General features: G+C 73.4%; 13 protein-coding genes, 1 tRNA gene and 1 pseudogene. 8 read left to right on the plus strand and 7 right to left on the minus strand.

Translation table 11 applies throughout. From position 1 onward, the window contains the following. Positions 1 to 74: 74 nt before the first annotated feature. From FHD63_RS16450 to FHD63_RS03495, 3 genes and pseudogenes are all read right to left on the minus strand, one after another. A complete protein-coding gene (locus FHD63_RS16450; protein ID WP_238705752.1) occupies positions 75 to 404 on the minus strand; it encodes a hypothetical protein in 330 nt (109 codons plus the stop codon). Between the two features lie 121 nt (positions 405 to 525). Further along, a pseudogene (locus FHD63_RS17005) lies at positions 526 to 939 on the minus strand (alpha/beta hydrolase); the annotation flags it as partial. Between the two features lie 233 nt (positions 940 to 1,172). Continuing rightward, positions 1,173 to 1,245, minus strand: a tRNA-Arg gene (locus FHD63_RS03495). 45 nt (positions 1,246 to 1,290) lie between these two features. Between FHD63_RS03495 and tyrA the strand changes: the two genes are divergently transcribed. The 6 genes from tyrA (at position 1,291) to FHD63_RS03525 (ending at position 9,300) form a co-directional block, all read left to right on the plus strand. Further along, positions 1,291 to 2,433 (plus strand): bifunctional chorismate mutase/prephenate dehydrogenase, encoded by a 1,143-nt coding sequence (gene tyrA / locus FHD63_RS03500; protein WP_139720170.1) that lies wholly within the window; start codon positions 1,291 to 1,293, stop codon positions 2,431 to 2,433. 53 nt (positions 2,434 to 2,486) lie between these two features. After that, entirely contained in the window at positions 2,487 to 4,187 is a 1,701-nt protein-coding gene (locus tag FHD63_RS03505; protein WP_139720172.1) for a GTPase family protein, read from the plus strand. Then, complete coding sequence (locus FHD63_RS03510) at positions 4,184 to 5,821, plus strand: YfjP family GTPase (RefSeq protein WP_139720174.1); 1,638 nt, start codon at positions 4,184 to 4,186, stop codon at positions 5,819 to 5,821. Before FHD63_RS03505 ends, FHD63_RS03510 begins: the two co-directional genes overlap by 4 nt. Positions 5,822 to 5,968: 147 nt before the next feature. Then, positions 5,969 to 6,553, plus strand: a complete 585-nt coding sequence (locus FHD63_RS03515; protein WP_139720176.1) for a single-stranded DNA-binding protein — start codon at positions 5,969 to 5,971, stop codon at positions 6,551 to 6,553. A gap of 63 nt (positions 6,554 to 6,616) precedes the next feature. After that, entirely contained in the window at positions 6,617 to 8,299 is a 1,683-nt protein-coding gene (gene ettA, locus FHD63_RS03520; protein ID WP_139720178.1) for an energy-dependent translational throttle protein EttA, read from the plus strand. Positions 8,300 to 8,304: 5 nt separating this feature from the next. Beyond that, positions 8,305 to 9,300 (plus strand): pseudouridine synthase, encoded by a 996-nt coding sequence (locus FHD63_RS03525; RefSeq protein ID WP_139720180.1) that lies wholly within the window; start codon positions 8,305 to 8,307, stop codon positions 9,298 to 9,300. 7 nt (positions 9,301 to 9,307) lie between these two features. Here the strand turns inward: FHD63_RS03525 and FHD63_RS03530 are convergent, their stop codons facing one another. Then, entirely contained in the window at positions 9,308 to 9,499 is a 192-nt protein-coding gene (locus FHD63_RS03530; protein ID WP_139720181.1) for a hypothetical protein, read from the minus strand. Between the two features lie 146 nt (positions 9,500 to 9,645). Here FHD63_RS03530 and FHD63_RS03535 point away from each other — a divergent pair, with 146 nt between their 5' ends. After that, complete coding sequence (locus FHD63_RS03535) at positions 9,646 to 11,472, plus strand: glycoside hydrolase family 15 protein (RefSeq protein WP_139720182.1); 1,827 nt, start codon at positions 9,646 to 9,648, stop codon at positions 11,470 to 11,472. Between the two features lie 203 nt (positions 11,473 to 11,675). On the opposite strand, the gene FHD63_RS03540 is transcribed toward FHD63_RS03535, so the two are convergent. The 3 genes from FHD63_RS03540 to FHD63_RS03550 form a co-directional block, all read right to left on the minus strand. Beyond that, entirely contained in the window at positions 11,676 to 15,614 is a 3,939-nt protein-coding gene (locus FHD63_RS03540; RefSeq protein WP_139720184.1) for a cell wall-binding repeat-containing protein, read from the minus strand. A gap of 180 nt (positions 15,615 to 15,794) precedes the next feature. Continuing rightward, positions 15,795 to 16,760 (minus strand): acyl-CoA thioesterase, encoded by a 966-nt coding sequence (locus FHD63_RS03545; protein WP_139720185.1) that lies wholly within the window; start codon positions 16,758 to 16,760, stop codon positions 15,795 to 15,797. Positions 16,761 to 16,779: 19 nt separating this feature from the next. After that, positions 16,780 to 17,850: an aldo/keto reductase gene (locus FHD63_RS03550; RefSeq protein WP_139720187.1), complete on the minus strand. Its 1,071-nt coding sequence runs from the start codon at positions 17,848 to 17,850 to the stop codon at positions 16,780 to 16,782. An 85-nt stretch (positions 17,851 to 17,935) separates the two neighbouring features. Between FHD63_RS03550 and FHD63_RS03555 the strand changes: the two genes are divergently transcribed. After that, complete coding sequence (locus FHD63_RS03555; RefSeq protein ID WP_139720188.1) at positions 17,936 to 18,676, plus strand: VldE C-terminal domain-containing protein; 741 nt, start codon at positions 17,936 to 17,938, stop codon at positions 18,674 to 18,676. Positions 18,677 to 18,722: the final 46 nt, after the last annotated feature.

Raw genomic sequence — 18,722 nt, forward strand, 5'->3', positions numbered from 1 at the left:
ACTCGCCGATGACGCCCGCGGGGGCGACCTGGACGTGCACGTCGCCTCGTCGGCGGCCCCGCCGGGTCCCGCCCTCAGGGTGCCGTCAGCCCGTCGAGGCCGAGCAGCCCGCCGAGGACGGGGTAGATCTCGTCCAGGTGCTCCGCGTTCTCGCCCGCCGGGTCGACGATGTCGTGGCGGAAGCCGGCCTCCGCCGGGAAGACGTGGTCCACCCGGTCCACCCCCTCGACGTCGAGGCGCAGCAGCTGCTCGAGCGGCCCCTCGACGTGGTAGACCCCCGCGTTGCTCACCGCGGCGTCGTTCTCGTTGACGACGACCACCAGTCGCTCCAGCGGGGTGTCGCGTCCCGGGTCGGTGCGCTGGGTGTCCCGGCCGAGCGCGAGGAAGGCGCCGAGCGAGCGCACCGAGAAGCGCGGGTAGGCGTACGGCGGGTCGTCCAGCTCCTCCTTTCTGGTCGCGGTCCCACCACACGTAGACGTCCGGGATGAGCCGTGAGGCCCGGGCGACCGGGGCGACCGCCGGCTCCGGGAGGGTCTTGGGTGCCACCAGCGGTGCCATGAGCACGGCCGTGGCGACCTCGTCCCGCTCGCTCGCGAGCCATCCGGCCAGCGTCCCGCCGCCGGACAGCCCGACGACCGTCACCTCCTCGCCCAGCCCGGCGGCGACGTCGACGGCCCGGTCCCCGGTCTCGGCGAGCTGGGCGGGCCCGACCTCCGACGGGGCGGTCGTCAGCCGGTCGGCCTCGCCGTGACCCGGGAGGCGGGGCACCACCACGCTGTACCCGGCCTCCGCGTAGGCGTCGGCGAGGGCGGAGAACTGCTGCGGGCAGTTGGTGAAGCCGTGGAGCAGGACGACCGACCGGGCCGCCCGCTCGCCGTGGTCGAGGACCTTGGTCCGGCACACCGGGGCGACCCCGTCATGGTCGGCGGCCAGCGCCATCGCTGCGTCGTAGGAGGACGCGGGCTCGGCCCGGACCTCGATCTCCTGGTCGAGCACCGGGCTGAAGAGCACCACCGTCAGGGCCGTGGCGCCCAGCACCAGGAAGACCGCCACCGCGCCGAGCCAGCGATGACGGCGCCACCACGACGGCCCCGTCCGACCTCGAGGTCGGACGGTCCTCGCCTCCACGCGCCGGTGCCGCGGACATGGGGGTCATCATGTCACCCCAGGGGCGCCCCCGGCAGGACTCGAACCTGCAACCTACGGATTAGAAGGCCGGTGCTCTATCCATTGAGCTACGGGGGCCACAGCCTCCCAGTCTAGGACCACGCTCCTCTAGGATCGGGCGCCATGACCACACCCTCGGGGGCGCAGGATCCCCTGGCCCTGCTGCGGACCGAGATCGACGACGTGGACGCCCAGGTCATGGATCTCCTGGCGCGTCGGCTCCAGCTCGTCTCGCAGGTGGGGGAGGTCAAGGGCCGGCACGGCCTGCCGATCTACGACCCGGAGCGCGAGCGCGCCATGATCGCCGCCAAGCGCGAGCGCGCGGCCGAGCGCGGGCTGCCGCCGGACCTCGTCGAGGACGTCCTGCGCCGCTGCATGCGCGAGGCGTACACCCACGAGAAGAACATGGGCTTCACCCGCCAGGCGCCGGACCTCGGCCCCGTCGTGGTGGTCGGGGGCGGGGGCCGGATGGGCGCCCTGTGGGGCCGGATGTTCGCGCTGTCCGGGTATGCCGTGCGCGTCGTCGAGCGCGGGGACACCCCGGAGCAGGTGGCCGAGGCGCTCGAGGGTGCCGGGATGGTGCTCGTGTCCGTCCCGATCCACGACACGGTGCAGGTCGTGCGGGACCTGCCCGCACTGCCGGCCGACTGCCTGCTGGTGGACCTCACCTCCACCAAGCGCGCCGTGATGGAGGCCATGATGAGCGCGCACGACGGGCCGGTGCTCGGGCTGCACCCGATGTTCGGGCCGGACGTCGACAGCTTCGCCAAGCAGGTGGTCGCCGCCGTCCCCGGCCGGGACGCTGCGGCCAGCACCTGGCTGCTCCAGCAGATCCGGCTCTGGGGGGCGCGGGTGCACGAGGTCGACGCCGACGAGCACGACCACGCCATGGGGCTCATCCAGGCGCTGCGGCACTTCTCGACCTTCGCCTACGGCTGGCACCTCGCCCACGAGGACCGCAACCTCGACACCCTGCTGGCCCTGTCCTCGCCGATCTACCGGCTCGAGCTCATCATGGTCGGCCGGCTCTTCGCGCAGGACGCCGAGCTCTACTTCGACATCATCACCGGGTCCTCCGACGCGCTCGAGCTCATCGAGCGCTACCACGAGCGCTACTCCACCGCGATCGAGCTGCTGCGCACCGGCGACCGCGAGGCCTTCGTCCGGCAGTTCGGCGAGGTCGAGCAGTGGTTCGGCGAGCACGCCGACCGCTTCCTCGGGGAGTCCAAGGCGCTGCTCGCCCACGCCGACGCCTCCCGCGCCTGAGCGCGGCGGCGGTTCGTCTTGGAGGTCGGCCGTGCGGCGTCCACACTAGGGCCGTGACCACCGACCCCGCCGTGCTGCTCGAGGCCGTCGAGAGGCTGCGGTCCTCCGCCGGGGAGGTGCGCCTGCCGCTGGACCTCGAGCGCGCGACGGAGGCCCGGACCGCGCGGCGCGAGCTCGAGCAGCAGCTCGACGACTACGTCCTGCCCCGGCTGCGCTCGCTGGACGCCCCCCTGCTGGCGGTCGTCGGCGGGTCCACCGGTGCCGGCAAGTCGACCCTGGTCAACTCGGTCGTGGGGCGGGAGGTCAGCCGGGCGGGGGTCCTGCGGCCGACCACCCGCGCCTCGGTGCTGGTCCACCACCCGGACGACGCGCGGTGGTTCACCGGCACCCGGGTGCTGCCCGGGCTCGCCCGGGTCGGCGGGGACGCCGCCGGCGTCGAGGACCCGGGCGCCGTGCGGCTCGTGCCGACGCCGGACCTGCCGGCGGGCCTCGCGCTCCTGGACGCCCCCGACATCGACTCCGTCGTGCAGGCCAACCGTCAGCTCTCGCGGCAGCTGCTCTCGGCCGCCGACCTGTGGGTCTTCGTCACCACGGCGGCCCGCTACGGCGACGCCGTGCCGTGGGACCTGCTCCGCGAGGCGAGCGACCGGGGCACCTCGGTGGCGGTCGTCCTCAACCGGGTGCCCCCCGAGGCCCTCCAGCAGGTGCGGGTGCACCTGGCGACGATGCTGCGGGACCAGGGCCTGGGGCAGTCCCCGATCTTCACCATCCCCGAGGAGGAGCTCGACGCGGGGCGCATCCCCGACCGGCACGCCGCCCGGCTGCGCGGCTGGCTGCACTCGCTGGCCCTGGACGCGCGGGCCCGGGCGGTGGTCATCCGGCGCACCCTCGACGGCACGCTCGGGTCGCTGGGTGGGCGTGCCACCGCGCTCGCCGTCGCCGGTCGCGACCAGGTCGAGGCCTGGCGCGCCCTGGAGCAGGGGCCGCGCACGGCATACCAGGACGCGCTGGAGTCGGTCGGCCAGGGCGTGCAGGACGGCTCGCTCCTGCGGGGCGAGGTGCTGGCGCGCTGGCACGAGCTGGTCGGGACCGGGGAGTTCCTGCGCTCGGTCGAGGTGGGCGTGGGGCGTGTCCGGGACCGGGTGACCTCCTTCTTCACCGGCAAGGAGGTCTCCTCCGAGCCGCTCGGCGAGGCGCTGCAGAGCGGGGCCGCGGCCCTCATCACCTCGCACGGCCAGGTGGCCGCGAGCACCGCGGCGCGCTCCTGGAGGCAGGCGCCGGGCGGGCGGGCGCTGGTCGAGGCGCATCCCGAGCTGGGCCGGGCCACCCCCGACCTGTCCGAGCAGGTGGAGCGCCTCATCCGCGACTGGCAGCGCGACATCCTGGAGATGGTGAGGGAGGAGGCCGGGTCGCGGCGCACCACGGCGCGCTACCTCGCCTTCGGCGTCAACGGTCTGGGCGTGCTCCTCATGCTCGTCGTGTTCAGCGCCACCGCCTTCATCCCCACCGGTGCCGAGGTGGCCGTCGGCGCCGGCTCCGCCGTGCTGGCCCAGCGGCTGCTCGAGGCCGTCTTCGGCGACCAGGCGGTGCGCGCCATGGCGCTCAAGGCACGTCAGGCGCTCCTGGGCCGGGTGGAGGAGCTGTATGCCGCGCAGCGGTCCCGCTTCGACGCCACGCTGCAGGAGGTCGCCGTGTCGGAGGACGCGCTGGCCGAGCTGGAGTCCGCTGCCGCCGCCGTGGAGGGCGCCCGGTGAGCCGCGGGCGGGGCGCGACCCGGCTGGGCGTCCCCGAGCGCTCCGCTCGGCTGGCCACGGCGCTGGACGTCGGGGGCGAGCAGCTGGAGCCGGGGAGCACCGGGCCCGCGCGGGAGGTGCTGAGCCGGGTGGGCGAGCGGTGGGCCATCGCCGGGGGCCGGACCGTGGTCGCGCTGGCGGGCGCGACCGGGTCGGGCAAGTCCAGCCTGTTCAACGTCCTCGTGGGGGAGGACGTCTCGGCCATCAGCCCGCGCCGACCGACGACCTCGGAGTCGGCCGCCGCCGTCTGGGGCGACGAGGACGCCGGTGAGCTGCTCGACTGGCTGGGCATCGCCCACCGGCACCACGTGGCCCTCACCGAGGCCACCGAGGGGCTGGACGGGCTCGTGCTCGTGGACCTGCCCGACGTCGACTCCCGCGAGCTGCGGCACCGGGTCGAGGCCGACCGCGTCCTGGAGCGCGCCGACGTCTTCGTCTGGGTGGCCGACCCGCAGAAGTATGCCGACGCGCGCCTGCACGACGACTACCTGCGCCCGCTGCGTCACCACGACGCGGTCATGCTCGTGGTGCTCAACCAGGTGGACCGCATCCGTGAGGAGGGCGGGGTGGAGCAGGTCGCCGCAGACCTGCGCCGCCTCGTGCAGGCCGACGGGGCCGGGGACCACGAGGTCGTCACGACGTCCGCGCGCACCCAGGAGGGGGTGCGCGAGCTCGCCTCCCGCATCGGGGCCGTGGTGGGGGCCCGCAACGCCGCCGAGGCCCGCCTCGTCGCCGACCTGCGGTCCTCGGCGTCCCAGGTGCTCGCCGACGGGGTCGGCGAGCGGACCCCGGAGTTCGGTGAGCAGGCCGACCGGCGGCTGCACGAGGCCCTGACCGCCGCGGCCGGCGTGCCGGTGGTCCTGGACGCCGTGCAGCGTGACTACCGTCGGCGGGCCCACGCCCGGACGGGCTGGCCCTTCACCCGGTGGGTGTCCGGACTGCGCCCCGACCCGCTGCGGCGGCTGCGGCTGGGCGACGACACCGCCGGGCGGTCCGGCATCGCGCCCTCGGACGTGCGGACGGTGCTCGGCCGCTCCTCGTTGCCGGGTCCGACCCCCGCCGCCCGCGCGACCGTGCAGCTCGCGACGCAGCAGCTGGGGGAGAGCACCGGCGGGGCGTTGCCGCCGCGCTGGGCCGACGCGGTGATGGAGGCCGCCAGCCCGGAGGAGGACACCCTCTCCGACGCCCTGGACCAGGCCGTCGTCGGCGTGCCGCTGCGCACCCGCACCCCGCTGTGGTGGTCGGTGCTGGGGAGCCTGCAGCTGCTGCTCGCCGTCACGGCGGTCGCCGGGCTGCTGTGGCTCTCCGCGCTCGCGGTCCTGGGCTGGCTGCAGCTGCCGGTCGAGGCGCCGTCCTGGGGCCCCGTGCCGATCCCGCTCGCGCTGCTCGTCGGCGGGGCGCTGGCCGGCCTCCTGCTCGCCCTGGTCGGTCGAGGTGCCGCCGGGGTGGGGGCGGCGCGCCGACGACGACAGGTCCAGCACGCCCTCGACGAGGCGGTGGACGAGGTGTCCTTCCGGCACGTGCGCAAGCCGGTCATGACCGTCCTGGACCGGCACGAGAAGACCCGGTCGCTGCTGGAGGAGGCGGCGGGCTGAGAGGTCCCGCCGTCCACACCCTCGCCGGGCCACCTCCCTCGTCCACAGATCGGTGCCTGCCCCTGGTCCCTCCCCGACCCGGTCGCCCATCCTGGTGGGACGTCCACGACCCCGTGGACGCCCAGACGTCCAGGAGGGGGACGCACCATGATGAACGAACCCACGATCACGCTGTCCGGCAACCTGACCCGCGACCCGGAGCGCAAGACGAGCACCGCGAACGGCAAGGACTTCGCGGTCGTGCCGATCGCCGTCAACCGCCGCCGGTTCGACCCGGCCCAGGACTCCTGGGTCACCGCCGACACGATGTTCATCGACCTGCTGTGCTTCCGGCACATCGGGGCGCTCGCCCTGGCGAGCTTCCGCAAGGGGGACCCGGTCATCGCGCACGGCCGCCTGTCGCTGCGCGACTGGAAGACGGAGACCTCGGCCGGCACGACGGCGGTGGTGGACGTGGACACCATCGGCCACGACGTGTCGCGCGGGGTGAGCCGGTTCACCAAGGGCAGGGTCGGCTACGACGGCGACCGCCTCGACGAGCACGACCCCACGCCCCCGGGCGCGCGCGGCGGGCTGGTCGGGGCCGCCGAGCAGCGCACCGGCCCCGCCCGCCAGGACGCCGGAGCGGGCGGTCCCGCCGGCGCCGGCCCGGACCTCGAGATCGAGGTCGACGAGGACGGGGTGGTGGCCGACGACGGGCAGGCCGACGCGGTGCTCGCCCGCAGCGCCTGAGCCGGGTCCGGGCGGCGGGCCGGAGATTCGGAGTCGGCCCGCCCGCCCCGATACCCTGGCGGCATGGCCGAATTCATCTACACCATGACCCGCGCGCGCAAGGCGCACGGCGACAAGGTGATCCTCGACGACGTGACGATGTCCTTCTACCCGGGCGCCAAGATCGGCGTCGTCGGGCCCAACGGCGCCGGCAAGTCGACGATCCTCAAGATCATGGCCGGGATGGACCAGCCGTCCAACGGCGAGGCCCGCCTGACCCCGGGCTACTCGGTGGGGATCCTGGAGCAGGAGCCCCCGCTCAACGAGGACAAGACCGTGCTCGGCAATGTCGAGGAGGGGCTCGGCGAGATCAAGCGCAAGGTCGACCGGTTCAACGAGATCTCCGAGGAGATGTCCGCCCCCGACGCCGACTTCGACGCGCTCATGGCCGAGATGGGCACCCTCCAGGAGGAGATCGACCACGCCGACGCGTGGGACCTGGACGCCCAGCTGGACCAGGCGATGGACGCGCTCCGCTGCCCGCCCGGCGACAGCGACGTGACGGTGCTCTCCGGTGGTGAGCGCCGCCGCGTGGCCCTGTGCAAGCTGTTGCTGTCCAAGCCGGACCTGCTGCTGCTGGACGAGCCCACCAACCACCTCGACGCCGAGTCGGTGCAGTGGCTGGAGCAGCACCTGGCCAGCTACCCCGGTGCCGTCCTGGCCGTCACCCACGACCGGTACTTCCTCGACAACGTCGCGCAGTGGATCGCCGAGGTGGACCGCGGCCGGCTCTACCCCTACGAGGGCAACTACTCCACCTACCTGGAGAAGAAGCGCGAGCGGCTGTCCGTCCAGGGCAAGAAGGACGCCAAGCTCGCCAAGCGGCTGGAGAGCGAGCTGGAGTGGGTGCGCTCCAACCCCAAGGCCAAGCAGACCAAGAACAAGGCCCGGCTGGCCCGCTACGAGGAGATGGCCGCCGAGGCCGAGCGGACCCGCAAGATGGACTTCGAGGAGATCCAGATCCCGCCGGGGCCGCGCCTGGGCAGCCAGGTCATCGAGGTGAAGGACCTCACCAAGGGCTTCGGCGAGCGCACCCTCATCGACGGCCTGTCGTTCACGCTGCCGCGCAACGGCATCGTCGGGGTCATCGGCCCCAACGGCGTGGGCAAGACCACGCTGTTCAAGACCATCGTCGGGCTGGAGGAGCCGGACGGCGGCGAGGTCAAGGTCGGCGACACGGTCGAGATCTCCTACGTCGACCAGTCCCGCGGTGGCATCGCGGCCGACAAGTCCCTCTGGGAGGTCGTCTCCGACGGGCTGGACTTCATCCAGGTCGGGCAGGTCGAGATCCCCAGCCGCGCCTACGTCAGCCAGTTCGGCTTCAAGGGCCCGGACCAGCAGAAGAAGGCCGGCGTCCTCTCCGGCGGGGAGCGCAACCGGCTCAACCTGGCGCTGACCCTCAAGGAGGGCGGCAACCTGCTGCTGCTCGACGAGCCGACCAACGACCTCGACGTCGAGACCCTCGGCAGCCTCGAGAACGCCCTGCTCAACTTCCCCGGCTGCGCCGTGGTCATCAGCCACGACCGGTGGTTCCTCGACCGCGTGGCCACCCACATCCTGGCCTACGAGGGCACCGAGTCCGAGCCGGCCAACTGGTACTGGTTCGAGGGCAACTTCGGGGCCTACGAGGAGAACAAGGTGGAGCGCCTCGGCGCCGAGGCGGCCCGCCCGCACCGCGTCACCTACCGCCGGCTCACCCGCGACTGAGGGGTATGCCGCGTCGTCCCCGCCCTCCGGCGCCGCTCCCGCCGCGGGACGGCCTGGGGCCGGCGCGGGTGCGGATGCCCGTCGGCTCGGTCGACCCCGAGGGGCAGCCCTGGGGCCGGGTCGTCGACTTCCTCGTCCACCTGACGGGTGACCCCGCCGGGATCGACCGGCGCCTCACCGACGGCGAGATCGTCCTCGGCGACGGGAGCGTGGTGACGGCGCAGACGGCATACCGTCCGGGCGGCGTGGTGTACCTCCACCGCGACCTCCCGCCCGAGGTGCCGGTGCCCTTCGACGTCGACGTCCTCCTGCACGACGAGGACACCGGCCTGCTCGTCGTGGACAAGCCGCCGTTCCTCGCGACCGCACCGCGCGGCGGGCACGTGGCGCAGACGGTGCTCGTCCGGCTGCGCCGCGCCCTCGACCTGCCCGAGCTCGCCCCGGCCCATCGCCTGGACCGGCTCACCAGCGGGGTGCTCCTGCTCACCACCCGGCGTGCCGCGCGCGGTCCCTACCAGCGGATGGTCCAGGAGGGTGGGCTGTCCAAGACCTACGAGGCGCTCGCGCCGGTGCGCCCCGACCTCGCGCTGCCCACCACGGTCGTCGACCGGATCGTCAAGGAGCGCGGCGACCTGAGGGCCCGGGTGGTGCCAGGGGCGCCCAACGCGCGCACCCACGTCGACCTCCTCGACGAGCGGGACGGCCACGCCCGCTACCGCCTCACCCCCACGACCGGACGCACCCACCAGCTGCGCGTGCACCTGTGCGGGCTGGGCATCCCGATCGTGGACGACCCGCTCTACCCGGTGGTCCGTGAGGTCCACCCCACCGACTTCAGCGCGCCGCTGCAGCTGCTCGCCCGCGAGGTCCGGTTCCGCGACCCGGTGAGCCGGGTCGAGCGGGTCGTCACCTCCCGGCGCGCGCTGCCCGTCCCCGGAGCGCCGGCCGGGCCCGACGGGCTGGCCCCGTCGGCCCTGCCGAGCCGGGCCGGCGGGGTCTGAGCCGCGCTCAGCCGCGTCGACCGAGCAGACCGAGCAGCGGCGAGCCGGCGCCGAGCAGGAAGCCCAGGTCGTACCAGTTGCCGGCACGGTCCACGTCGTAGAAGGGGAACTGCTCCCAGGCCCCGAAGACGTGGGCGATGAGGACCACCCAGGCGGTGAGCCCGTTCCACATCCCCCACAGCAGGTCGTTCCACCACATACCGGTGATCCTCTCGTCCGTCCGTCGTCCGCGGGCGGCGCCACGGAGCCGTCCCGGCTCCATGGTGCACCGCGGACCTGTGCCGGCCATGTGCGTCCCGCGGCGCCGCCCGGGGCCACCGGTCCCGCACCTGACAGACTCGGGGGATGACTGCTGGCACCGACCCGACCGCGGACGTCCCCATCGGCCACTACGCGGTCGTCGGTGACATGCGCACGGCCGCGCTCATCTCCCCGGAGGGCAGCGTCGACTGGCTCTGCCTGCCGCGCTTCGACTCCCCGTCCGTCTTCGCCTCGCTGCTCGGCACCGAGCAGGACGGCCGGTGGCTGATCCGGGTCGTCGAGGGCGAGGTGGAGTCACGCGACTACGTGGAGGGCACCTTCGTCTTCCGCACCCAGTGGCGTGGCCCGGAGGGCACCGCCGAGGTGCTCACCTTCATGCCCCCGGGGGACGGCCGCTCCGACATCGTCCGGCACGTCCGGTGCACGTCGGGCAGCGTGGAGGTGGAGCACGAGCTCATCATGCGGTTCGACTACGCGACCCTGCGGCCCTGGGTGCACCGCACCCGTGTCGAGGAGGACGGCGGGGAGGAGGTCCTCACCGCCGTGGGAGGGCCGTCCCGGCTGATCCTGCACGGCCCGCTGCCCGAGCCCGTGCCGGAGGAGGACGCCCACCGCGGTCGGCACCACCTCGGCGAGGGGGACGAGCTGTGCTGGGTGCTCACCGGGCAGGAGTCCTGGCGACCTCTCCCGCCCCGCATCGACCCCCAGGTGCTGCTGCAGGAGACCATCGAGGGCTGGCGGGCCTGGACCGGGCGCATCCAGGCCGAGGGGCCGTGGGCCCGTCAGATCACCCGGTCGCTCACCGTGCTCCGCGCGCTCACCCACGCCGACACCGGCGGCATCGTCGCCGCCGCGACCACCTCGCTCCCGGAGGACCCGGGCGGGGAGCGCAACTGGGACTACCGCTTCACCTGGCTGCGGGACTCCGCGCTGACCCTGCAGGCGATGATGACCCACGGCCTCGACGGGGGCGCGGAGGCCTGGCGGGAGTGGCTGCTGCGCGCGATCGCCGGCCACTCCAACCAGCTGCGCATCATGTACGGGCTCGGGGGAGAGCGTGACCTCACCGAGCGCGAGCTGCCGCACCTGAGCGGGTATGCCGGGTCCCGTCCCGTCCGGGTCGGCAACGGCGCCGCCGACCAGTACCAGGCCGACGTCATCGGCGAGGTCATGCTCGCGCTGGCACAGCTGCGCGACGGCGGCGTCGCGGAGGACAGGTACAGCTGGGGGATCCAGCAGATGATGCTGCAGACCCAGGCCGAGCGGCTCTCCGAGCCCGACCACGGCATCTGGGAGATGCGCGGGAAGAAGCACTTCTTCACGCACGGCCGGGTGATGATCTGGGCCGCCTTCGACCAGGGGGTCCGCGCGGTGGAGGAGTGCGGGCTGCCCGGCGACGTGGACCACTGGCGCGAGCTGCGTGACCGCGTGCGGGCCGAGATCGAGGACCGCGGCGTCGGCCCGGACGGCGCCTTCCGCCAGACCTACGCCAACGCCGAGGTCGATGCCTCGTTGCTGCAGATCCCGCACACCGGGTTCTGCGGCTACGACGACCCGCGCATGCTCGCGACCGTGCGCCGGCTGGAGGAGGACCTCGTCGACGACGTCGGCTTCCTGCACCGCTACCGCCTGCACGAGGACGACAACATGGACGGTCTGCTGGGCGGGGAGGCGACCTTCTTCATCTGCACCTTCTGGCTGGTGGAGCAGTACGCCCGCAGCGGTCGCCTCGAGGAGGCGGAGCGGCTCATGCAGGCCTGCGTCGACGCCGGCCAGCCCCTCGACCTGCTCGCCGAGGAGTACGACCCCGCCTCCCGCCGCATGCTCGGCAACTACCCCCAGGCGTTCAGCCACCTGGGCCTGGTGCGGGCCGCCGACGCCATCGCCGCGGTGCGCGCCGAGTCCGCCTGACCGCGCACCGGACGCAGTGTGCGCGTCGGTGGCCCCTGGAGGGCCACCGACGCGCACGGACTCGGGAATCCGCAGGACGTCGTCCACGGCGATGACCGGCGTCCCGTGCAGGGGAGGGGGGTATGCGTCGGGCCCGCCCCCTCCGAGGAGGGGACGGGCCCGGTGCTCAGGGTCGGCCGGGCCTCAGCCCGGCCGACCGAGGGTCACGGCGTGTTGACCGAGACCAGGGTGTAGGCGACCTCCTCGGTGCCGTTGCTGTAGCCGATCGCACCCATGTAGCGGGTGGCGGCGTCCAGCCCGGTCCAGGCGGCGGTCAGCTCCAGCGGCGTGCCGGCGGTCACCGCGACCGGGGACGGCGTGACCGACATGTTGCCCTCGTCCGCGGACGGCATGAAGACGTGGAGCGGACCGTTGGCGGTGTCACCCGCGGCGCCGTCCCAGTAGTCGATCGCGACGATGTAGTCGCCCGGGGCGGGCGCCATCATCGTGACCGACTCGTCCGAGCCACCGGCGGCGGACTGGCCGACGACGGTGCCGTCAGCAGTCGCGAGGTAGAGGTCGAGGTCGAGCCCGTCCGGGGCCCACTCCGACGCCACGACCTCGACCCGGATGGCCGTGGTGCCCTCGGGCACCGTGACCGGCACGACCTCGTCCGCGATACCGGGGCCACCGTTCGGGCCGTCCGAGGTGACCTCGACGTCGGTGACGTCCGAGGCCACGAGACCGTGCGGCACCGAGGTGAGCTCACCGGTGAAGCCCGGCGTGACCTCGAAGGCCGCCGCTCCCTCGGTGGTCTCGCCGCGGATCTCCTCCGGCGCACCCATCGCCACCGGCCGGATGGCCAGCGGGCTGGTCACGTCAGCGCCGGGGCCGGTCCAGGTGAGCGACCCGAAGGTCCACTCGTCCAGGGCCGCACCCGCGGTGGTGAAGGAGACCGTGAAGGTCGCCGACGCGCCGGGCGCCACGGTGACCGTCGAGGGCTCGACGACCACGTCGACCCCCGGGGGAGCCTCGACCTCGGCGGTGAACGTGCCACCGTCGCCGGTCGCGTCGGTCACCGTGCGGGTGACGGTCTGCGCCCCACCCAGGTCGCCGATCGCGATGCTCGGGTAGTTGAGGTCGCTCGGGTCCGTCGTCCCGATCTGGTCGCAGATCGACGTGCCGCCGACCAGCTGGAGCTGGCCGATGGCGCAGGCGTAGGCGTACCAGTCGACGAGGCCGGAGTCGTAGACCAGCGGCGTGTCGTAGGCAGCACCCGGCTCGACCTCGCCCGACCCGTAGTGGAGCGGGCTCGCCGCTTCGCCGGCGTAGGTGATGAGCTCACCCTCGGAGTTGGTCGGGTCGGCGGTGGTCATCATCGCGGACTTGACGCCCATCGGGCCCCAGTCCGGGTTGTCCTGCATCATCAGCGCGGCCAGACCGGCGATGTGCGGGGCGGACATCGAGGTGCCGGAGAGGCTGTTGAAGTTGGCCCCGCCGGAACCGGCCGGGGAGACCGCGGCGATGACGTCCACGCCCGGGGCGGTGATGTCCGGCTTGAGCAGGTCCCCGCCGCCGGCGAGCGCCGGGCCGTAGGAGCTGAAGCCGGCCATCTCCGGGTAGGTGATCTCCGGGCCCTCGCCGGAGGCCGAGATGGTGGCCATCGGGTCGGGGTCGGAGGCCTCGTACTCCTTGATCGCGTCACCGGCGGTGCCGTTGACGTGGATCGTGGGCACGGCGTGGAAGTCGCCGTTGAGCGACTCGCCGTCGTTGTTGTTGGCCAGGATCATGCCGATCCCACCAGCGGCCTCGACCGTCTCGCTCTTCTCCGTCCGGGCGTTGGTGCCCCGGGTGCAGATGACGATGTGGTCGGCAGCCTCGGCCGCGTCCAGCGAGCCGGGCAGGCACAGCTCCGCGTCGTCGGCGGTCGCGCCCGCAGCCGGGATGTCGGCCGAGTTGACCAGCGGGGCCGGGCCGACGCCGTCGCCGGCGCTGATGCCGGCAAAGGTCTCGTCCTCGCCGAAGAGCGCCTCGATCTGCATCTGGACGTCGTCGCTCAGCGCGCCCTCACCGCCGAGGATCACGGCGGACTCGGGGGCCAGGGCCACCATGCCGTCGAGCACGACGCTCGGCACCATGTCGGGGCGGCTCAGCATGACCGGGACACCCTGGTAGCCGGCGAGGGCCGACCCCGCGAGGGCGTCCGGGTAGTCGCGACCGGTGGCGGTGTGCACCACGGGCGCCGGGTTGTCCTCGCCGAAGCCGAACTGCTCGGCGACGGCGACGGACGTGCCGTAGCGGTCCTTGCCGGAGAGACGGGCGCTCGCGCCCAGGTCCTCGTAGACGTCCTCGCTCACCGCGACCTCGCCACCGATGACGTGGATCTCGGGGTCGCCCATGGCGGCCAGCGCCTCGTCGACGGCGCTCGGGACCATGTCGGTCTTCGTGAGCAGGACGGGGACGCCCTCGCTGCCGGCGAGCGCGGAGCCGGACAGCGCGTCCGGGAAGGCCTCGTCCTGACCGGTGGCGACGTAGACGTGGTCCACCTCGCCGTACTGCTGCGCGATCAGCGCGGCGGTCTCGTAGCGGTCGGCACCCGCGACACGGGTCACCGTGCCGTAGTCGTCGAGCATGTCCTCGACGTCCTCGGAGACCGCGACCTCACCGCCGAGCACGACGATGTTGTCCGGGTCGATCGAGTCCAGCGCCTCCATCGTGGCACCGGGGAGCTCGTCGACCTTGGTGAGCAGCACCGGGGCGGGCGAGCCGTCGGGGGCGACGGCCGGCTGGTCCAGACCGGCTGCGGGGACGAGGCCCTGCGAGGCGGCCGCGGCGCCGGACAGCGCGTCGGCGAACTGGTTGCCCGTGGCGATGTAGACGGTGTCGACGCCCTCGGGGTAGGCCGCGGCGATCTGCGCCGCGGTGTCGTACCGGTTGGTGCCGGAGATCCGGGCGACGGGGGGGCCGTCGCCCAGCTCGACCTCGGCCGAGTTGGTGCGGTCGTGCGTCGAGGCGGCGACCGTCATGGTCCACGGCGAGTTGTGCGCCACCGAGCTCTCGCCGATGGTGTCTCCGCTGTTGCCGGCCGAGGTCGACACGAAGACGCCCGCGTTCGCGGCGTCGAGGAAGGCCAGCTCGTCGGCGGTCACCACGAACTGCGAGGAGCCGGAGACCGAGTAGTTGATGACGTCGACGCCGTCCGCGACCGCGTCGTCGATGGCGGCCACGAGACCGGACGTGGAGCCGGAGCCGCCGCCCTCCTCGGTCGCCCAGAGCGCCTTGTAGAACGCGAGGTGGGCGGCCGGCGCCATACCGCTGCCGACGCCCAGGTCGTCACCCATGAAGTCCATCGGGACGCCGACGTTGCCGGCCGAGGTGCCACCGACGTGGCTGCCGTGCCCGTCGGTGTCGCGCGGCGACAGGAAGTCGAAGGCCGTGTTGTTGCCCTGGGGGTAGTAGCGGGCGCCGATGACCTTGCTGTTGCACTCCACGTTGTCGGCCGGGTCGGCCGCGTCACCCTCGACGCACTCGCCCTGCCATCCCTCCGGCGCGGCGGGGTCACCCGGCAGCGCCGCGAAGCTGGGGTTCTCCGGCCAGAAGCCGGTGTCGATGATGCCGACGACCATGCCCGCACCCGCGTCGGCGTCCCCGCCGAACTGGGTGTTCCAGACGCCGTCCTCGCCGGTCAGGCCGAGGTAGTCGGGGGTGGTGACGGTGTCGGAGGTCCGGATCTCGTCCTCCCACACCGCGGCGACGTTCGGGTCCTTGCGCAGCGCGGACACCTGCTGGCCGGTGAGCTCGGCGGTGAAGCCGTTGAACGACGTCGAGTAGGTGTAGACGGCGTCGGCCCGGTCCAGGCCGACGGAGTCGAGCACGGCGTTCTGCTGCCGGTCGAGGTAGGCGGTGTAGCTCTCGGCGGCGGCGCTCGTGGTGTCGAGCTTCTCCCCCTCGGCGGGCTTGGTGGCGGGGATGCCCTTGACCCCGCCGTCGTAGGCGGCCAGCGAGCTGTCCGCGAGCATGACGATATAGGTGCCGTCCTCGTTGACCGTGATCTCCGGGTTCGCCCATGCTGCGGGGGCTACCAGGGCCAGCGGTGCGACGACGGCCCCTGCGCCGGCGAGCGCCAGCAGACGCGTCCTCCGGCGAGCAGATGGCTGGTGCACAGTGTGTCCTTTGCTTGAACGGTGGGACGTCGCCGCTGGACAGCTTCTCTCCGTCGACAAGCCGCGTGAATCCCCAGGGGTGACCCTGGCAGTATCGTCCGGGGTTCCCAGGGTGTCTACAGCGAGATGGTGTGCACGTCCCGTCGTGACCGGATCGTTATCCGAACCCCGCGTCGGCTCTCAGTGCTCCGCGGACCCCTTCAACCGCACCATGCCCTCCTGCCCGACGGTCGCCAGGAGCGTGCCGTCGGCGGCGAACATGTGCCCCGTGCCGAGCCCACGACCGGACTGCGCGGACGGAGAGCTCTGGGTGTAGAGCACCCAGTCGTCCACCCGCGCCGGTCGGTGGAACCACATGGAGTGGTCCAGGCTGGCCGGGCGCAGCCGGGGGTCGCCCCAGCCGATCCCGTGCCGCCGCAGGATGGGCTCCAGCAGGGTGTAGTCCGAGGCGTAGGCCAGGATCGCCGCGTGCAGCAGCGGGTCCTCGGGCAGCTCGCGGGCGATCCGCAGCCAGACCGACTGCTCGCTCGCGCCGGGCTCTCCCGGGCCGAGCAGCAGCGGGTCCACGTGCCTCAGCTCGACGGGCCGGCGTCGCGCGGTCTCCTGCGCCACGGGGTGGGGCACCTGCTCGAGGATCTCCCGGTCCGAGCGCAGGGTGCCGGGCGCCGGCGCCGGGGGCATCGCGATCTGGTGCTCGAGCCCCGCGGAGACCTCCTGGAACGACATGATGATGGACATGAGGATGCGGCCGTCCTGCACGGCGTGCACCCGGCGGGCGCTGAAGCTGCGCCCGTCGCGCATCCGCTCGACCAGGAAGCGCAGCGGGCGGTTCGCGTCGCCCGGGCGCAGGAAGTAGCCGTGCATCGAGTGGATCGGTCGGGGCAGGGGCTCGGAGTCCGAGCCGTCCTCGACCGGCTCGACGGTCCGCCCGGCCGCGACGAGGCACTGGGCGAGCACCTGCCCGCCGAAGACCCTGCCGTGGGGCATCGGCTGGCTGCGCCCGGCGAAGACGTCGCCCTGCGAGTCGGCGAGGTCCTCGCCGGTGCCCTCGGGGGAGGCCACCCGGATCATCGTCGACCCCTCCCGGCGCAGGTCGAGCACGTCGAGCAGGTCGTCGATCGGGTAGTCCAGCGGCGTGTCGGTCACGACCACGCAGCCTAGTGAGTCACTCGATCTGCGCGGACGGCGCCCAGATGTCCACGCCCTCGGTGCTGCCGGAGAGGCGGTCGATCTCGGCCAGCTCCTCGTCGGTGAAGTCCGTGCGGTGCGCGGCGGCGAGGTTGTCCTCGAGCTGCTCGATGCTGGACACCCCGATGAGGGTGGACGTCACGCCGCCGGGACGGATCGCCCAGGACAGCGCCATCTGCGCCAGGCTCTGGCCGCGGCCCTCGGCGACCGCCGCCAGCCCGCGCAGCCGCTCCCGGTTGGCGTCGGTGAGCACGCTGCTGTCGAAGGAGGGCCGGGCGGTGGCCCGCTCGGCGTCGTCGCGGTCGAGGTACTTGTCGGTGAGCAGGCCCTGGGCCAGCGCGGTGAAGCCGATCGAGCCCATGCCGTGCCCCGGCAGGGCCTCCAGCAGGCCGTCCTCGACCCACCGGTTGAGCATGTTGTAGGCCGGCTGGTGGATGACCAGGGGGGTGCCCAGCGCCCGGGCGACGGCGACCGCCTCGGCGGTGCGCTCCGGGGAGTAGCTGGAGATCCCGGCATACAGCGCCTTGCCCTGGCGGACCGCGGTGTCGAGCGCCCCCACGGTCTCGGCGACGGGGGTGTCCTCGTCGGCGCGGTGGGAGTAGAAGATGTCGACGTGGTCGACGCTCATCCGCTGCAGCGACTCGTCCAGGCTCGCCAGGAGGTACTTGCGCGAGCCGAGCATGCCGTAGGGGCCGGGCCACATGTCCCACCCCGCCTTGGTGGAGAGGACCATCTCGTGCCGGTAGGGCGCGAAGTCGGTGCGCATCATCCGGCCGAAGTTCTCCTCGGCGGAGCCGTAGGGCGGGCCGTAGTTGTTGGCCAGGTCGAAGTGGGTGATCCCCTCGTCGAAGGCGCGGCGCAGGATGGCCCGCTGGGTGTCGAAGGGGCGGTTGTCGCCGAAGTTGTACCAGAGCCCGAGCGAGAGCGGCGGCAGCAGGAGACCGCTGTCGCCGACGCGGCGGTACTCCAGCTTCTGGTGCCGGTCGGGAGCCGCGACGTAGGGCCGGTGGGTGTCGGGGACGTCCTGGGCGTAGTAGGCATCGGTCATGGGGCTCACGCTACGCGCGGGCTGCCCGACCCGTCGTCGTGGGCCGTGCCCAGGTCGAGGTCAGCAGACCCTGGGAGGATGAGGTATGCCGCAGCGCCCGACCCCCGCGTCCGCTCCTGCCGCGACGGGCCGCGGGGTCGTCGGAGCCCTCCTGGTGGCCGTCCTGGCCGTGGCCGTCGTGCTCGCCTGGAGGCCGGTCGGCGACTGGGTGGAGGCGGTCGGGGCACCCTGCGGGGTCGAGGTCGACGGGGAGCGGGTGCCGCTGGACCGCGACCAGGCGCGCGCGGCCACCGCCGAGGCCGCCCGCTCGCTGGGTGGACCCGGCGCCGGCGAGGCGGCGCCGGAGCTGCCCGACGGGGTGGTCGAGGCCGTGCTCGGTGCCCGTGCCGACACGGCGCTGACCTGCCGGGTGCCGGTGCCCGGGCCGGCCGCGGAGGACGAGACGGGGTCCGGGCTCACCCCGCGGGCGCAGGCGGTGCTCGACGCGGTGCGCACGGAGGTGGGCGACCTGCCCGTGGGCGGGTTCGCTCCCGGCGGGGTGGCCTCCGGACACGGGGAGGAGTCCACGCACTACGAGGGCCGGGCGGTGGACGTCTTCTTCCGGCCGGTCACCGAGGAGCACCTCGACGACGGCTGGGTGCTCGCGCAGTGGCTGGTCTCGCGGGCCGACGACCTGACCGTCCAGTACGTCATCTTCGACGACCACTACTGGGGCGTGCGCGGCTCGATGCGGGGCTGGCAGGACTACCGGGCACCGGGGGACTCGGACGACCCGGTCCTGCGCCACCTCGACCACGTGCACGTCGACGTGCTGCGGGGCGAGTGACGGCGCCGCAGCACACTCCCCACGTCAACCTGAGCAGAGAAACGTC

Source organism: Serinicoccus chungangensis (genome assembly GCF_006337125.1).
Classification (GTDB): Bacteria; Actinomycetota; Actinomycetes; order Actinomycetales; family Dermatophilaceae; genus Ornithinicoccus; species Ornithinicoccus chungangensis.

What these genes read in the sequence shown, in the direction of transcription:
- ettA (WP_139720178.1), top strand. Translation starts at nt 6,617, where the DNA reads ATGGCCGAATTCATCTACACCATGACCCGCGCGCGCAAGGCGCACGGC.
- FHD63_RS03515 (WP_139720176.1), top strand. Translation starts at nt 5,969, where the DNA reads ATGATGAACGAACCCACGATCACGCTGTCCGGCAACCTGACCCGCGAC.
- FHD63_RS03530 (WP_139720181.1), bottom strand. Translation starts at nt 9,499, where the DNA reads ATGTGGTGGAACGACCTGCTGTGGGGGATGTGGAACGGGCTCACCGCC.
- tyrA (WP_139720170.1), top strand. Translation starts at nt 1,291, where the DNA reads ATGACCACACCCTCGGGGGCGCAGGATCCCCTGGCCCTGCTGCGGACC.
- FHD63_RS03550 (WP_139720187.1), bottom strand. Translation starts at nt 17,850, where the DNA reads ATGACCGATGCCTACTACGCCCAGGACGTCCCCGACACCCACCGGCCC.
- FHD63_RS03535 (WP_139720182.1), top strand. Translation starts at nt 9,646, where the DNA reads ATGACTGCTGGCACCGACCCGACCGCGGACGTCCCCATCGGCCACTAC.
- FHD63_RS03555 (WP_139720188.1), top strand. Translation starts at nt 17,936, where the DNA reads ATGCCGCAGCGCCCGACCCCCGCGTCCGCTCCTGCCGCGACGGGCCGC.
- FHD63_RS03525 (WP_139720180.1), top strand. Translation starts at nt 8,305, where the DNA reads ATGCCGCGTCGTCCCCGCCCTCCGGCGCCGCTCCCGCCGCGGGACGGC.